The sequence below is a fragment of the Streptomyces sp. NPDC051963 genome, from assembly GCF_044593495.1.
GTDB lineage: Bacteria > Actinomycetota > Actinomycetes > Streptomycetales > Streptomycetaceae > Streptomyces.
This window is the reverse complement of the sequence record NZ_JBIUCC010000004.1, coordinates 238,180-252,138: the sequence shown is the minus strand read 5'-3', so window position 1 is coordinate 252,138 and position 13,959 is coordinate 238,180. Positions and strand designations below refer to the sequence as shown.

The window sequence follows — 13,959 nt, the reverse complement described above, 5'->3', positions numbered from 1 at the left end:
TCAAAGGTGTCCCGCTCCAAAACGGTCCGAAGACCGCAGGGGGTTGGGCAGTTGGGCCCACTGGTCCCCGGGCGTCCCCGGCGAGAGCCGCATCAGCGTCAACGCCTTCGTGGGGAGCGGCTCTTCGAGCAGTGCGACGAGATCCGGTGTGCGCGGCAGATCCCGTACGGCCGTCTCCAGCGCGGCCCGCAACGCCGCACCCGACCCCGCCGTGCCCGCCAGCGCTCCGGCCACCAGTGAGCCGAACACCTTGCGTCGCAGCGTGGTCTCGTCGTCCGTGACGATCCGTCCGGTCAGCTCCGGCAGCGGGATGCCGTGCCGGGCCAGCCGGGCGGGGCTGATCCGGATGTCGGCGAGGTCGCGGTAGACCAGCCGCAGCGGTGCGCCCGTCGGGGAGAGCACCACGAGGAGGTTCTGGCCGTGCGCCTCCAGGGCCACGCCCAGCTCCAGCAGACGCAGGCCCACGGTGAGCGCCAGCCGTGCGAAGTCGGCCAGCCAGGCGGGGGATTCGGGCAGCCCGGTGGTGGGCAGCGCGGCCACCGGCACGACCCGCTCGCCGCGTACCGGGTCGCCGTGGATCTGGGGGGACTCCCGCAACACGGCCGCCAGGTCGGGGGAGTGGGCGGTGATCGCGCCGATGGTACGGGTGAAGTGCAGCAGTCCGTCCGTGTGTTCCGCCAGCTCCTCGGCGAACGCCGACAGGATCGCCGACGTCGAGATCGACCACTGGGAGATGTCCCGCACCGAGGACGTCAGCCGGGCGCTCAGTGCGGTCTTGACGTGCGGGCCGCCGGGCAGGGCGAGGGTGCGCAGGGACATCAGCGGATGCGCGGGGGCCTCCTCGTCGCGGGCCCGCTTGAGGACGTGCTCCGCCTGCCAGGGATGCACCGGGATGAGCAGCCGTTCCCCGTCCCGCATGCGGTCCGGCCACTCACCCGTCACCAGGCACTCCCGCGCCCGGACCGGCATCAGCCCCAGCCGCACCAGCGGCCGGTGCTCCGGTCCGTACGCCAGCTGCTCGGCCACCGAAAAGCCGGGCCGCGAACGGCAGTTGGGGTGGAACGGATGCCCGTCGACCACCCGCTGCTCCCACTCCCAGTCACGGTCGGGCCACTCCTTCGAGCGGCCCACCTGCCCCGCCCGGGACAGCGCCAACGACGCCGCACTGTGCGCGAGTTCGGCGGCGAAGTACGCCCCGTGCGGTACCGCGAGCCCCGTCATCAACCGCGCCGGATCGTCGTACGACACCCCGTCGAGCCGTACGGCGGTGACGTACGCGGCGGTGGCGTACGGGTCCGCGACGGGGCCGTGCAGTCGCCGCCCGTCGGACAGCCGCAGCACACCGGGCCCGCGGTCGGCGATCCACGTCAGCGGTTCATGGGCCAGCGCACGCCACAGCCGGGTCAGTACGGCCGCCCGGGCGCCGGGCAGCTCGGCCGTGTACCGCGACACCAGATCCGGGCGTACGACGGCCAGCTCCTCGGCGACCTGGGCCTCGACGGTGGGGGGATGATGCACAGGCGGGCTCCTAAGGTTGCAGACAGGGCGTCACGACGAAAGCGTGACGACGGACATACTGATCGTCTCCCGCCCGAACGGACCGTAGGGAACAAGTGGAACGCGTGGACCTCATGCCCCCGCCCACCGCCGACGACGCGTCGGCACGCGCAGACGCGTACGCGACGGCCCCGCTGCTGAACTGCCTGCTGCGGGAGGTGGCAGGACCGGAACCCGGCGAGCGGTGGGTGTACCGGCTGCCGGGCGGGGACCGGCTGCTGCGGGTGCGCGGCGGACGACGGCCCGCCGAGCCCGAACTGTACGTCGCGGGCGCCTGGCAGCGGCTCGGCCACAACGACCTCATGAAGCTCGTCGTCGAGGAGCTCACCCGGTACACGGGCCGGTCCAACCACGAACTGCTCGCCGAGATGGCCGACAGCCGCGACGCCGTCGCCGCACTGCTCACCGCGCGGGCCCGCGCCACCGCGCCCGACGACCCCTATCTGCGCTCCGAGCAGTGCCTCATCACCGGCCACCCCTACCACCCCGCCCCCAAGGCGCGCGGCGGCGGCCCGGTCACCGCCTGGCTGCCGTACGCCCCCGAAGCGCACGCCGACTTCCCGCTGGTGCTGCTCGGCGTGCGCGAGGACGCGGTCGTCGAGGAGGGCGACACCTCCGCCCTCGACACCCTGGGCGAGGCGCCGCCCGGCTACCGGCTGCTGCCCGCCCACCCGTGGCAGCTCGACCTCGTCGGCCAGGACCTCGCCCGGGCCTTCGCGGACGGCCGGCTGGTCCGGCTGGGCGCGACCGCGTTCCCGGTCCGGCCCACGGCGGCGATCCGCACGGTGTACGCCCCGGAGCGCGACCTCTTCCTGAAGTTCAGCCTGGATGTGCGCATCACCAACGACGTACGCCGGCTGTGGCGCCACGACCTGGAGAAACTGCGCCGCACCGACTCGGCCGTGACCCAGGCGTTCGCGGCGATCGACGGCCCGGCGGCCTGGCTGGCCGACCGCGGCTACCGCACCGCCGGCTTCGCCTTCGAGGAACTCGCCGTCCTGGTCCGCGACGGACTGCGCCCCCACCTGCTGCCCGGCGCGACCCCGCTGCTCGCCGCCGGCCTCGTCGAGGGCTTCACGGGCAGCCCGCTCGACGGCACGGACGATCCGGCGGGCTGGTGGGAGGCCTATCTGCGCCAGGTGGTCCCACCGGTGCTGGCCGCCTTCGCCGACCACGGCGTCGTACTCGAAGCGCATCTGCAGAACTCGCTGATCGCCGTCGATGCCGACGGCACACCCGTGCAGGCCCTGTTCCGGGACGCCGAGGGCGTGAAGCTGTCGGCGGACGTGGAGCGGGCCGCCGGGTGGGAGCGGCTGGTGTACTGCCTGGTCGTCAACCACCTGATCGAGGTCGCCGGGGCCCTCGCCGAGCGTCACCCGGCCCTGGACCCCTGGCCCGCCGTACGTGCCGAACTGGCCCGGCACGACCTGCCCGAGGTCGCCGGACTGCTCACCGCGCCCACCCTCCCCGGCAAGACGAACCTGCTGCTGCGCTGGACCGGTGCGGACGGGGCCGACGCGCGCTATCTGCCGCTGCCGAATCCACTGGCCGACGCCTGAGGGTCCCGCGGACCATCTTGTTTCATCGTGCATCTACATGCATAATGTGGTTATGCATAAGCAGGTTATGGACCCTGAGGGCGCACCCCCGTCCCCGGAGCGGCTCATCGGGGCCGTGGAGCAGATCACGCGGTACGTGCGCCGCAGCGCCAACGCCGGCGGGCTGAGCACGGCCGCCTCGTCCGCGCTGTCCCGGCTGGGGTGGGAGGGGCCGCACCGGCTGACCGATCTGGCCCGCGCGGAACGCGTCTCCCAGCCGAACATGACGCAGCTCGTCAACCGCATGGAGCGGGACGGCCTGGTGCGCCGCGTCTCCGATCACACCGACGGACGAGGCGTCCTGGTGGAGGTCACCGACCGCGGCAGCGAGGTGCGTCAGCAGCGGCGCGCCGAAGTCGCCCAGGCCTTCATGGAGCTGGTGGAGGAAATGACCGAGGCCGAACGCACGGCGGTGGGGATCGCCCTGCCGGCCCTCGCACGCGTCATCCAGGAGAAGAACACATGAGTACGTCCCACCCGAAGCCCGCCAGCCCCTTCAAGCAGCCCAAGGCCGTCTGGGCCGTCGCGTTCGCCTGTGTCATCTCCTTCATGGGCATCGGCCTCGTCGACCCGATCCTCCCGGCTCTGGCCGACAGCCTGCACGCCACGCCCAGCCAGGTGTCCCTGCTCTTCAGCAGCTATCTGATCGTGACCGCGGTGGCGATGCTGTTCGTGGGCTGGTTCTCCAGCCGCTTCGGCGCCAAACGCACCCTCGTCATAGGCCTGTCGGTCATCGTCGTCTTCTCCGCGCTGGCCGGCACCTCCGACTCCATCGACGGCATCGTCGGCTTCCGCGCCGGCTGGGGACTGGGCAACGCCCTGTTCATCGCCACGTCCCTGGCCGTGATCGTCGCCTCGGCCAGCGGCGGCTTCGGCGGCGCGATCATCCTGTACGAGACCGCGCTCGGCCTCGGCATCGCCGTCGGGCCGCTGCTCGGCGGGGAGTTGGGCGGTATCAGCTGGCGCGGCCCGTTCTTCGGGGTCGCCGTCCTGATGGCGATCGCGCTCGTCGCCACCGCCGTGTTCGTGCCGAACCTGCCCAAGCCGGCCCGCCCCACCTCGCCCCTCGCACCGCTCAAGGCGCTGCGCCACCGCGGGCTGCTGACGATGGGCATCATGGCGCTGCTCTACAACTGGGGCTTCTTCACCATGCTGGGCTACGCCCCGTACCCCATGGAGCTGAACGCCCATCAACTCGGCCTGGTCTTCACCGGATGGGGCCTGCTGGTCGCCCTGTTCAGCGTCTTCTTCGCCCCGCGCCTCCAGGCCCGCTACGGCACCGCGCCCGTGCTCTACGCCAACCTTCTCGGCCTCGGCATCGTGATGGCCGTGATCGCCGCCGGCGTCAGCACACCCACCGTGGTGATCGTCGCGGTCGTCCTCAGCGGCATCTTCATCGGCATCAACAACACGCTCACCACCCAGGCCGTCATGCTCGTCTCGCCGGTGGAACGGCCCGTCGCCTCCTCCGCGTACGGCTTCGTACGCTTCATCGGCGGCGGCCTCGCCCCGTACGCCGCGGGCAAGCTCGCCGACGCCACCGATCTGAGCGTGCCCTTCTACCTCGGCGCCGCCACCTTCCTGCTCGCCATACCGGTCCTCGCCAGCGGTCACCGGCTGCTGAGCCGGGCCGAGCAGCGCGGCGCCGAAGGCGAGCCGGTGACGCCCTCGCTCGCGCCGGTCGGCGACCCGACGCCGGCCGGGGCCACCCCGGTCGTCGTCGCCGTCGGGGCGCACGAGGGGGCGGCCGCCATCGTGGACGCCGCGGCCCGGATGGCCCGGGACACCCACAGCCCGCTGGAGGTAGTCCATGTGCAGCAGATCGCCGTGGTCGAGGAGCAGGCCGAGAGCACCGAGGACGCCGACGCGGGCCGCGCGGCCGTCACCGCCCATCTGGACCGGCTCGCGGCACAGGGCCTGACCGCCACCGGCCAACTGCTCACCAGCGTGGGCGACCACGGCGCCGCCGGCCGCGTCCTCGCCCGGCACGCGGCGGACGTCGGCGCCCGGGTGGTGGCCGTGGGTCACTCCCCGCGCGGCGCGCTCGCCCAGTTCGCCGACGGCAGTTTCACCAGCGCGCTCACCCACGCCGCGAGCTGCACGGTCGTCCTCGTCGACCCCGCGAAGGCCCCCCGTGAGCTCAGCGTGGACACCCTCGCCGAACTGCGCGCCAAGGCCGTATAGCCTGGCGGGATGCTCAGAGAAGTCACCGCGACCCGCTATGTGAACCCGCTGCGCAGCGGGGGATCGGTGCCGGGTGTGGTGGAGGCCGACGACCTGGGCATGTACGTCGTCAAGTTCACCGGCTCCGCACAGGGCAGGAAGGCGCTGGTCGCCGAGGTGATCGTGGGTGAGCTGGCGCGGGCGCTGGGCCTGCGGTTCCCCGAGCTGGTGCTGGTGCACTTCGATCCGGGGATCGCCGACGGGGAGCCGCACCAGGAGGTGCGGGAACTGCACAGCGCCAGCGCCGGGATCAACCTCGGCATGGACTTCCTGCCGGGCGCGAAGGACTTCACGCCCGAGGTCGCCGAGACATTCCGGGTCGACCCGCTGGAGGCCGGCCGGATCGTCTGGCTGGACGCGCTGACCGTCAACGTCGACCGTACGGTCCACAGCTCCAACCTGATGATCTGGCCGACGTTCGGCACCGCGCCCCCGCACCTGTGGCTGATCGACCACGGCGCCGCCCTCGTCTTCCACCACCGCTGGGACGCCACGGAACCGCGGAAGGCGTACGACTTCCGGCACCATGCGCTCGGCCACTACGCACCGGACGTGCGCGCGGCCGACGCCGAACTCGCGCCCCGCGTCACGGAGCAACTGCTGCGCGAGATCGTCGCCGAGGTCCCGGACGCCTGGCTCGCCGAAGAGCCGGGCTTCACGGCGCCCGACGACGTGCGCGAGGCCTACGTCGGCTACCTCCACGCGCGCGTGGAGGCGTCGAAGGCGTGGCTGCCCACGGATTTCCCCACCCGGGAGGAACTCGCCGCCGAGCAGGCCCTGCGCGCGGCGAAGACACAGCGAGGCCGTCCGAAGTGGCTCAAGCAGGTCCCCGACCTGCACGGCAAACCGGCGGCGGAACAGGATTGGTCGGTGCACCTCGAATGACCCAGCGCGTTCAGATCGAGTACTGCACCCAGTGCCGCTGGCTGCCCCGCGCCGCCTGGCTGGCGCAGGAGCTGCTGACGACGTTCGAGACGGAACTGACCGAGCTGTCGCTCAAGCCCGGCACCGGTGGCGTCTTCGTCGTGCGTGTGAACGACGAGGTGGTCTGGGACCGCCGTGAGCAGGGCTTCCCGGAGCCCACGGCGGTCAAGCAGGCGGTACGTGACCGAGTGGCCCCGGGAAGGTCCCTGGGCCACTCGGACAAACCTGCTTCGTGACTCAGCCCTTGAGCTGCTCGTAGGCGGGCAGGGTCAGGAAGTCCGCGTAGTCCTCGTCGAGGGCGACGGTGAGCAGCAGGTCGTGGGCCTGCTGCCAGTGGCCGGCCGCGAAGGCCTCCTCGCCGATCTCCGCGCGGACGTTCGCCAGTTCCTCGTCGGCGACCTTGCGGGCGAGTTCCGGCGTGGCCTTCTCACCATTCTCGAACTCGACGCCCGCGTTGATCCACTGCCAGATCTGCGAGCGGGAGATCTCCGCGGTGGCCGCGTCCTCCATCAGGTTGAAGATGGCGACCGCGCCGAGGCCGCGCAGCCAGGCCTCGATGTAACGGATGCCCACCTGAACGGCGTTGACCAGGCCCGGGTACGTCGGCACGGCCTTCAGCGAGTCGACGGCGATCAGGTCGGCCGCCTTGACGTCCACGTCCTCGCGGAGCCGGTCCTTCTGGTTCGGCTTGTCGCCGAGGACCGCGTCGAAGGAGGCCATGGCGATCGGGACGAGGTCCGGGTGGGCGACCCAGGAGCCGTCGAAGCCGTCGTTCGCCTCACGGTCCTTGTCGGCCTTCACCTTCTCGAAGGCGACCTTGTTGACCTCCTCGTCGCGACGGGACGGGATGAACGCCGCCATGCCGCCGATCGCGTGCGCGCCGCGCTTGTGGCAGGTGCGGACGAGGAGTTCGGTGTACGCGCGCATGAACGGGGCCGTCATGGTGACCGCGTTGCGGTCCGGCAGGACGAACTTGGCGCCGCCGTCACGGAAGTTCTTGACGATGGAGAACAGGTAGTCCCAGCGGCCCGCGTTCAACCCCGAGGCGTGGTCGCGGAGTTCGTAGAGGATCTCCTCCATCTCGTACGCGGCCGTGATCGTCTCGATCAGCACGGTGGCGCGGATGGTGCCCTGCGGGATGCCGAGGTACTCCTGCGCGAAGACGAAGACGTCGTTCCAGAGACGGGCCTCCAGGTGCGACTCCGTCTTGGGGAGGTAGAAGTACGGGCCCTTGCCGAGGTCGAGCAGACGCTGGGCGTTGTGGAAGACGTACAGGCCGAAGTCGACGAAGGCGCCGGGGACCTGCTCGCCGTCCGGGGTGGTGAGGTGACGCTCGTTCAGATGCCAGCCGCGCGGGCGCATGACGACGGTCGCGAGCTCGGCCTCGGCCTTCAGGGCGTAGGACTTGCCGGACTTCGGGTCGGTGAAGTCGATGTTCCGGGTGTAGGCGTCGATCAGGTTGAGCTGGCCGAGGACCACGTTCTCCCAGGTCGGCGCGGAGGCGTCCTCGAAGTCGGCGAGCCAGACCTTGGCGCCCGAGTTGAGGGCGTTGATGGTCATCTTGCGGTCGGTGGGGCCGGTGATCTCGACGCGGCGGTCGTTCAGGGCCGCGGGGGAGGGGGCCACCTTCCAGGAGTCGTCGGCGCGGACGGCGGCGGTCTCCGGGAGGAAGTCGAGCGTGGAGGTGCGGGCGATCTCGGCGCGGCGCTCCGCTCGGTGGGCGAGGAGCTCCGCGCGCCGGGGCGTGAACCTCCGGTGCAGCTCGGCCACGAAGGCGAGGGCCGCTTCGGTGAGGACCTCGTCCTGCCGGGGCAGGGGCTCGGCGTCGACGATGGCCAGCGGGGACGGCGCTGGTGCGGACATGAGCTGTCACTTCCTTCAGCGGGCTGCGTACGTGTGGCACTGGGTGCCGCGGGGCACCGGAGAGGGCCGGACACATCCTCGGGGCGGTCCAGCCTTCTGAGCAGTGGATACTAGTTTCCTCATAGTGGAAGTTCAATGGTTTGTTGATGTCGAGATTCTCTGAGTCGAGGCAAGGTGGCGCTCGGTGCCACCATGCTCACTCAAGGTGGCCCAGGTCGCCTTCCGTGTCGATGTCGTACGCCTCGGCCACGTCCCCGCACTCGACGAGCGTGATCGCCTCCTCATGGGCCTTCAGATAGGCGCGTGCCCCGCGGTCCCCGGTCGCCGTGGCCGCGATGCCGGCCCAGTGGGCGGCGCCGAACAGGACCGGGTGCCCGCGTACCCCGTCGTAGGCGGCCGAGACGAGCGACTCCTCCCCCTTGTGTGCGGCGAGCACTCGGGCCACCGCCTCCGGGCCGATGCCGGGCTGGTCGACGAGCGAGACGAGCGCGGCCCGTGCCGGGGTCCCGGCGAGCGAATCGAGCCCGGCGCGCAGCGAGGAGCCCATGCCCTGCTCCCACTCCGGGTTCTCCACGAGTACGCACCCCTCCAGCCGCGCCCGCTCCCGTACGGCCGCCGCCTGCGCCCCGAGCACCACATGGACGCGGGTGCACCCGGCCGTACGCAGGACGCCGACCGCGTGTTCGACGAGCGGCCGCCCCCGGTGTTCGAGCATGGCCTTGGGCCGTCCGCCCAGCCGCCGTCCGCCGCCCGCCGCGAGGAGCAGCCCGGCAACGGTGTCTTCCTTGTCCGTCATGCGTCCTGCATACCTGAGACACCGGCGCGCGACGGGTTTTCGGGAGACTGAATTTCGGTCCGCGCGGTGGCGCATCCCGCGCGGGGTGGCGTTTACTGGCCCGCGTCCCCGGCGTCCGACCAGCTTCCGGGGGCGCTGGGCGGGATCACGACGTACAGGCGCACAACGGCGTGCGCGGGGGGTGAGCTGTGTTGCGGAGCTTGGGGCAGAGGCGGCCAGTGACCGGCAGCGACGAGGACCCGAGGGTGGCGGAACTGCGGACCGCGGTGTCCCGGCTGCGCCGCGAACTCGCCGCGCATCCCGCCGAGTTCCCCGACCGCGCCATCGCCGAGGACGAACTCGCCGCGCTCGCCGCGATGACGATCAGCGGCCGCCCCGAAATCCCGCGCCTGCGCCGTTCGTTGCTGCTGATCGCCGGGGCGATCGGCTCCGTGAGCGCGCTGTCCCGGGGACTCACACAGGTGCGCGCCGCGGTGGACCTGTTCGGGGAGCCGCCGCGGGGGCGGGGTTAGGGCCTGATCCGCCGGTACGGCAGCGTCACGCGTGGTTCTGGCTGGTCGCCAGCGCCTCGGACAGTTCACCGGCGACCTGCTGGAGCACCGGCACGATCCGCTCAGTCACCGTCTCCGTGACCCGGCCCGCCGGGCCCGAGATCGAAATGGCCGCCGCGGTGGGGGAGTTGGGGACCGAGACCGCCAGGCAGCGCACCCCGATCTCCTGTTCGTTGTCGTCGACCGCGTAGCCGAGCCGGCGTACGTCGTCCAGGGCCGCGAGGAAGCCGTCGGCCGTGGTGATCGTCTTCTCCGTCGCGGCCGGCATGCCGGTGCGGGCGAGCAGCGCGCGCACCTCGTCGTCCGGGGTGTTCGCCAGCAGGGCCTTGCCCACGCCCGTGGAGTGCGGCAGCACACGCCGGCCGACCTCGGTGAACATGCGCATCGAGTGCTTCGACGGCACCTGTGCCACGTACACGATCTCGTCCCCGTCGAGCAGTGCCATGTTCGCCGTCTCGCCGGTCTCCTCGACCAGGCGGGCGAGATAGGGGCGGGCCCAGGTGCCGAGCAGCCGGGAGGCGGACTCGCCGAGCCGGATCAGGCGCGGACCGAGGGCGTAGCGCCGGTTGGGCTGCTGGCGGACGTAACCGCAGGCCACCAGCGTGCGCATCAGGCGGTGGATGGTCGGCAGCGGCAGGCCACTGCTCGCGGACAGCTCGCTCAGCCCGACCTCGCCGCCCGCGTCGGCCATCCGCTCGAGCAGGTCGAAGGCGCGCTCGAGGGACTGGACCCCGCCGGTGGCGGACTTGGCGGAGTCGGTGGTGCTGGCGCTGGACGTCGGCACGGGCGCGTTCCTTTCGGGACAGGCGGGAAGAGCAGAAGCCTACCCGTGGGTCGGTTGACTCCCCGCTTGTGCGTAACTACGTTCTGCTTGGCGGAATTCTAATTCCACTTTGTGGAAACGTCCAGAGTAACCGCATCGGGTGCACTGTGGAGAAGTGTGCCCTTGACGGCGCGCGGACGGGAGTGAAGACTCCTTCAACAGAACGTTGAATTCCGTTACGTGGAAGTAAATCCCGTTTCCCGGAAGTAAACGGCGGCAGAGAGAGGGGTCCGGGTGTCCGACGTCGAACTGGTGTTGCGGTCCACGCGTGTCATCACCCCGGAAGGGACGCGCGCCGCCTCGGTCGCCGTCTCCGCCGGGAAGATCACTGCCGTCCAGCCGTACGACGCAGAGGTGCCCGCGGGCGCCCGGCTGACGGACGTCGGCGACGACGTCCTGCTGCCCGGCCTGGTCGACACCCACGTGCATGTCAACGACCCCGGCCGCACCGAGTGGGAGGGCTTCTGGACGGCCACCCGCGCCGCGGCCGCCGGCGGCATCACCACCCTCGTCGACATGCCGCTCAACTCCCTCCCGCCGACCACGACTGTCGACCACCTCCGTACGAAGCAGAAGGTGGCCGCCGACAAGGCGCACATCGACGTCGGCTTCTGGGGCGGCGCCCTGCCCGACAACGTGCGGGACCTGCGCCCGCTGCACGACGCCGGGGTCTTCGGCTTCAAGGCGTTCCTGTCCCCCTCGGGAGTGGACGAGTTCCCGCACCTCGACCAGGAGCAGCTCGCCCGGTCCCTGGCCGAGATCGCCTCCTTCGACGGCCTGCTGATCGTGCACGCCGAGGATCCGCACCACCTCTCCGCCGCCCCGCAGCACGGCGGCCCGAAGTACGCCGACTTCCTGGCCTCACGCCCGCGTGACGCGGAGGACACGGCGATCGCCCAGCTGATCGCCCAGGCCAAGCGGCTGGACGCGCGTGTGCACGTGCTCCATCTGTCCTCGTCCGACGCGCTGCCGCTGATCGCCCGGGCCAAGGCCGAGGGCGTCCGCCTCACCGTCGAGACCTGCCCGCACTACCTGACCCTGATCGCCGAGGAAGTCCCGGACGGGGCCAGCGAGTTCAAGTGCTGCCCGCCCATCCGCGAGGCCGCCAACCAGGACCTGTTGTGGCAGGCGCTGGCCGACGGCACGATCGACTGCGTGGTCACCGACCACTCGCCGTCCACGGCCGACCTGAAGACCGACGACTTCGCGACGGCGTGGGGCGGCATCTCCGGCCTCCAGCTGAGCCTGGCAGCGGTGTGGACCGAGGCACGGGGGCGCGGCCACGGCCTGGAGGACGTCGTCCGCTGGATGTCCGGGCGGACGGCCCAGCTGGTCGGCCTCGGCCAGAAGGGCGCCATCGAGGCCGGCCGCGACGCCGACTTCGCGGTCCTCGCACCCGACGAGACCTTCACCGTGGACCCGGCGGCCCTCCAGCACCGCAACCGCGTCACGGCGTACGCGGGCAAGACGCTGTACGGGGTCGTCAGGTCCACCTGGCTGCGCGGCGAACGCATCGTGGCGGACGGCGAGTTCACCGAGCCGAAGGGGCACCTCCTCACCCGGACCTCCTGACACCCACCCGCACCCGCCGACTTGCGAAAGGCAGACCTGATCACCGTGACGGCGCAGCATGAATTCTCCGGGGCGAACTTCACCGGCGACGCAAACCCCTACCAGGGCGGCGACCCGTACGCGGACTACCGCACCGCCGACTTCCCCTTCACCCAGTACGCCAACCTCGCCGACCGGCAGCTCGGCGCCGGTGTCATCGCCGCCAACGACGAGTTCTTCGCCCAGCGGGAGAATCTGCTGGTGCCCGGGAGCGCCGAGTTCGACCCGGAGCACTTCGGGCACAAGGGCAAGATCATGGACGGCTGGGAGACCCGCCGCCGCCGCGGTGCCTCGGCCGGCCACCCCTGGCCGACGGCCGAGGACCACGACTGGGCGCTGGTCCGCCTCGGCGCGCCCGGCGTGATCCGCGGGATCGTCGTCGACACGGCCCACTTCCGCGGCAACTACCCGCAGGCGGTGTCCATCGAGGGCACCTCGGTACCGGGCTCGCCGTCGCCGGAGGAGCTGGTCTCGGGCGATGTGAAGTGGACGACGCTGGTGCCGCGCACACCGGTCGGCGGCCACGCGGCGAACGGTTTCGCCGTGGCGGTCGAGCAGCGCTTCACACACCTGCGGGTCAACCAGCATCCCGACGGCGGCATCGCCCGTCTGCGGGTGTACGGCGAGGTCGTCCCGGACCCGGCGTGGCTGGAGGTGCTGAGCACCTTCGATGTGGTCGCCCTGGAGAACGGCGGCCAGGTCGAGGACGCCTCCAACCTCTTCTACTCACCCGCCACCAACACCATCCAGCCGGGCCGCTCGCGCAAGATGGACGACGGCTGGGAGACCCGCCGCCGCCGCGACCAGGGCAACGACTGGATCAGCTACCGGCTGGTGGCCCAGTCCCTGATCCGCGCGATCGAGATCGACACGGCGTATCTGAAGGGCAACAGCGCCGGCTGGGCGTCGGTGTCGGTGAAGGACGGTGCGGACGGCGGCTGGACGGAGGTCCTGCCGCGCACCCGTCTCCAGCCCGACACCAACCACCGCTTCGTCCTCCCGGCCCCGGCAGTCGGTACGCACGCGCGCGTGGACATCTTCCCCGACGGGGGCATCTCGCGGCTGCGCCTGTTCGGCTCGTTGACGGAGGCGGGCGCGACGGGGCTGGCGGCCAGGCACCAGGAACTGGGCGGCTGAGCCCTCGGGGACGGGACGGGCGGGGGCGGCGGGGCGAAGTCGGTTCGACGGGATCACGCCGCATGCCCCCCGTCCACCGCGAACTCCGCGCCCGTGACGTACGCGGCCGCCGCAAGGTGCGCCACCGTCCCCGCCACCTCCTCAGCCGTCCCGAAACGCCCCAGCGCGGTCATGGCCGCCTGCCCCGCCGCGTAAGGCCCGTCACCTGGGTTCATATCGGTGTCGACGGGCCCGGGATGGACGATGTTGGCGGTGATCCCGCGCGCGCCCAGTTCCCGCGCGAGCGCTTTCGTCAGGCCGACCAACGCCGACTTGCTCATCGCATAGAGGGTCCCGCCCGGCCCCGGCACCCGCTGGGTCATGCAGGTGCCGATGGTGATGATCCGGCCGCCCCGGTCCATCCGCGCGGCCGCCGCCTGGGAGGTCAGGAACACCCCGCGCACATTCACGGTGAGCAGCCGGTCGACATCGGTGAGCGAGAGACTCTCCACCGGCCCGAGCAGCCCGACCCCCGCGTTGTTGACCAGCACATCCAGTCCGCCCAGCGCCTGAGCCGCACGGTTCACCGCCCCCGCCGCCTCCTCCGCGTCCGCCGCATCCGCGCGCAGCGCGACCGCCCGCCGCCCGAGCGCCTCGACGGCCCGTACGACGTCCTCGGCCGCCTCCTTGCCGTTCACGTACGTGACGGCCACGTCCGCGCCGTCCCGGGCCAGCCGCAGTGCCGTCGCCGCGCCGATGCCACGGCTGCCGCCGGTCACCAGGGCCACCTTGCCGTCGAGAGTTCCGTAAGAAGTCATGCCCTCATCCCAGCGGCCGCCGCCCCGTAGTGCCGGCGGCGAACGGACGTCGAGGTCGCCCGGTCGGACGCACGGCCGG

The 13,959-nt window shown here is 71.7% G+C and carries 13 protein-coding genes; 8 read left to right on the top strand and 5 right to left on the bottom strand.

The window, feature by feature from the left end:
- Entirely contained in the window at positions 1-1,518 is a 1,518-nt protein-coding gene (locus ACIHFB_RS17880; protein ID WP_400127285.1) for an IucA/IucC family protein, read from the bottom strand.
- Positions 1,519-1,631: 113 nt separating this feature from the next.
- Between ACIHFB_RS17880 and ACIHFB_RS17875 the strand changes: the two genes are divergently transcribed.
- The 5 genes from ACIHFB_RS17875 to ACIHFB_RS17855 are packed head-to-tail and all read left to right on the top strand — an operon-like array spanning position 1,632 to position 6,538.
- Positions 1,632-3,116, top strand: coding sequence for an IucA/IucC family protein (locus ACIHFB_RS17875; protein ID WP_400127556.1), 1,485 nt, complete (start codon positions 1,632-1,634; stop codon positions 3,114-3,116).
- Between the two features lie 52 nt (positions 3,117-3,168).
- Positions 3,169-3,621 (top strand): MarR family transcriptional regulator, encoded by a 453-nt coding sequence (locus tag ACIHFB_RS17870; RefSeq protein WP_365274068.1) that lies wholly within the window; start codon positions 3,169-3,171, stop codon positions 3,619-3,621.
- Entirely contained in the window at positions 3,618-5,339 is a 1,722-nt protein-coding gene (locus ACIHFB_RS17865) for an MFS transporter (protein WP_365274065.1), read from the top strand. Before ACIHFB_RS17870 ends, ACIHFB_RS17865 begins: the two co-directional genes overlap by 4 nt.
- Before the next feature lie 9 nt (positions 5,340-5,348).
- Positions 5,349-6,263, top strand: a complete 915-nt coding sequence (locus ACIHFB_RS17860; RefSeq protein ID WP_400127284.1) for a HipA family kinase — start codon at positions 5,349-5,351, stop codon at positions 6,261-6,263.
- Positions 6,260-6,538 carry a SelT/SelW/SelH family protein gene (locus ACIHFB_RS17855; protein ID WP_210584727.1) on the top strand — a complete coding sequence of 93 codons (279 nt, stop codon included), beginning with the start codon at positions 6,260-6,262 and terminating at the stop codon, positions 6,536-6,538. The genes ACIHFB_RS17860 and ACIHFB_RS17855 overlap by 4 nt, the downstream gene beginning before the upstream one ends.
- Before the next feature lies 1 nt (position 6,539).
- On the opposite strand, the gene aceB is transcribed toward ACIHFB_RS17855, so the two are convergent.
- Together aceB and ACIHFB_RS17845 are read right to left on the bottom strand one after the other, a co-directional pair.
- Positions 6,540-8,165, bottom strand: coding sequence for a malate synthase A (gene aceB / locus ACIHFB_RS17850; protein ID WP_400127283.1), 1,626 nt, complete (start codon positions 8,163-8,165; stop codon positions 6,540-6,542).
- 196 nt (positions 8,166-8,361) lie between these two features.
- The gene (locus ACIHFB_RS17845) at positions 8,362-8,961 is read right to left on the bottom strand and encodes an NTP transferase domain-containing protein (RefSeq protein WP_400127282.1); all 600 of its coding nucleotides are present in this window, start codon (positions 8,959-8,961) and stop codon (positions 8,362-8,364) included.
- Positions 8,962-9,179: 218 nt separating this feature from the next.
- Here ACIHFB_RS17845 and ACIHFB_RS17840 point away from each other — a divergent pair, with 218 nt between their 5' ends.
- On the top strand, positions 9,180-9,473 hold the full coding sequence (locus ACIHFB_RS17840; protein WP_365274052.1) for a DUF5955 family protein: 294 nt from the start codon (positions 9,180-9,182) through the stop codon (positions 9,471-9,473).
- 25 nt (positions 9,474-9,498) lie between these two features.
- On the opposite strand, the gene ACIHFB_RS17835 is transcribed toward ACIHFB_RS17840, so the two are convergent.
- On the bottom strand, positions 9,499-10,296 hold the full coding sequence (locus ACIHFB_RS17835) for an IclR family transcriptional regulator (RefSeq protein WP_365274049.1): 798 nt from the start codon (positions 10,294-10,296) through the stop codon (positions 9,499-9,501).
- Positions 10,297-10,569: 273 nt separating this feature from the next.
- On the opposite strand from ACIHFB_RS17835, the gene allB reads away from it, so the two are divergent.
- Complete coding sequence (allB, locus tag ACIHFB_RS17830; protein ID WP_400127281.1) at positions 10,570-11,907, top strand: allantoinase AllB; 1,338 nt, start codon at positions 10,570-10,572, stop codon at positions 11,905-11,907.
- A gap of 45 nt (positions 11,908-11,952) precedes the next feature.
- Positions 11,953-13,083, top strand: coding sequence for an allantoicase (gene alc / locus ACIHFB_RS17825; protein WP_365274043.1), 1,131 nt, complete (start codon positions 11,953-11,955; stop codon positions 13,081-13,083).
- Between the two features lie 53 nt (positions 13,084-13,136).
- Here the strand turns inward: alc and ACIHFB_RS17820 are convergent, their stop codons facing one another.
- Positions 13,137-13,880: an SDR family oxidoreductase gene (locus ACIHFB_RS17820; RefSeq protein ID WP_365274040.1), complete on the bottom strand. Its 744-nt coding sequence runs from the start codon at positions 13,878-13,880 to the stop codon at positions 13,137-13,139.
- Positions 13,881-13,959: the final 79 nt, after the last annotated feature.

Bases quoted from the DNA above. Each gene is read 5' to 3' on its own strand.
- aceB (WP_400127283.1), bottom strand. From the start codon at position 8,165: ATGTCCGCACCAGCGCCGTCCCCGCTGGCCATCGTCGACGCCGAGCCC.
- ACIHFB_RS17865 (WP_365274065.1), top strand. From the start codon at position 3,618: ATGAGTACGTCCCACCCGAAGCCCGCCAGCCCCTTCAAGCAGCCCAAG.
- ACIHFB_RS17820 (WP_365274040.1), bottom strand. From the start codon at position 13,880: ATGACTTCTTACGGAACTCTCGACGGCAAGGTGGCCCTGGTGACCGGC.
- ACIHFB_RS17855 (WP_210584727.1), top strand. From the start codon at position 6,260: ATGACCCAGCGCGTTCAGATCGAGTACTGCACCCAGTGCCGCTGGCTG.
- ACIHFB_RS17870 (WP_365274068.1), top strand. From the start codon at position 3,169: ATGCATAAGCAGGTTATGGACCCTGAGGGCGCACCCCCGTCCCCGGAG.
- ACIHFB_RS17845 (WP_400127282.1), bottom strand. From the start codon at position 8,961: ATGACGGACAAGGAAGACACCGTTGCCGGGCTGCTCCTCGCGGCGGGC.
- ACIHFB_RS17860 (WP_400127284.1), top strand. From the start codon at position 5,349: ATGCTCAGAGAAGTCACCGCGACCCGCTATGTGAACCCGCTGCGCAGC.
- ACIHFB_RS17875 (WP_400127556.1), top strand. From the start codon at position 1,632: ATGCCCCCGCCCACCGCCGACGACGCGTCGGCACGCGCAGACGCGTAC.